This is a genomic window from Priestia sp. TGN 0903 (assembly GCF_050846855.1).
In the GTDB taxonomy this organism is placed as follows: domain Bacteria; phylum Bacillota; class Bacilli; order Bacillales; family Bacillaceae_H; genus Priestia; species Priestia zanthoxyli.
Map to the genome: position 1 here is coordinate 1 of NZ_JBOZGL010000040.1, position 639 is coordinate 639.

A 639-nucleotide genomic window follows, 5' to 3' on the forward strand; every position below is an offset into this window, starting at 1 on the left:
CGTGGCCGTCGCGGATCAGGTAGCGGCTCTTGTTGGGCAGGTACAGGGTGGCGCGCTGCCGGTCATCGTCGCCGGTGTAGGTGCGCAGCGCGGCAGTCATGCGGCGGCGGGGGTCGATCTCGACCGAGAACGCCTCGGGCGACTCCACGGTGATCAGCGGCTGATCAGGGTCGTCGGGGTTGGTTGACACAGCCGCGAAGCCGCGCCCGAAGGTGCGGCAGTCCTTGTGCAGCAGCGATGACTGGGAGGGCAAGTTGTTGTACTCCCACGCCTCCTGCAAGCCGCGGTCGATCTTGTCGGAACCCGACCGCTGGAAGGCGCGCAACTGCTGGCGGCGCTCCGGCTCATCCACAGCCATGCGTGGCACGTTGATCGCGACCTCGAACATCCTCAGTTCGGGCGGCACGGCGAGACCGATCACGTCGATCTTCTGCAGGCCCTCGTAGTACATGTCGAGGTGCTTGTAGTCGCGCTTGATCTTCGGGGTCTTGCGGTGGAGGCGGTTCAGGACATCAATGTCACCCATGCCCACCTCCATTCATCGTTTAGGCGAAGCACCACACGGCGCTGTTCTGTGAGTCGTCATCGGTCCAGTCGGTGGCCAGCACAGCCCGTCTCGCCGCGTACGCGAGGGCGTCT

The 639-nt window shown here is 65.1% G+C and carries 1 protein-coding gene; it reads right to left on the reverse strand.

Annotation, left to right across the window (positions count from 1 at the left end):
• Nucleotides 1-526 (reverse strand): phage portal protein (locus ACRPLY_RS26805; RefSeq protein ID WP_432232231.1); only part of this gene is annotated, 526 nt, incomplete at its 3' end.
• Nucleotides 527-639 lie beyond the last annotated feature (113 nt).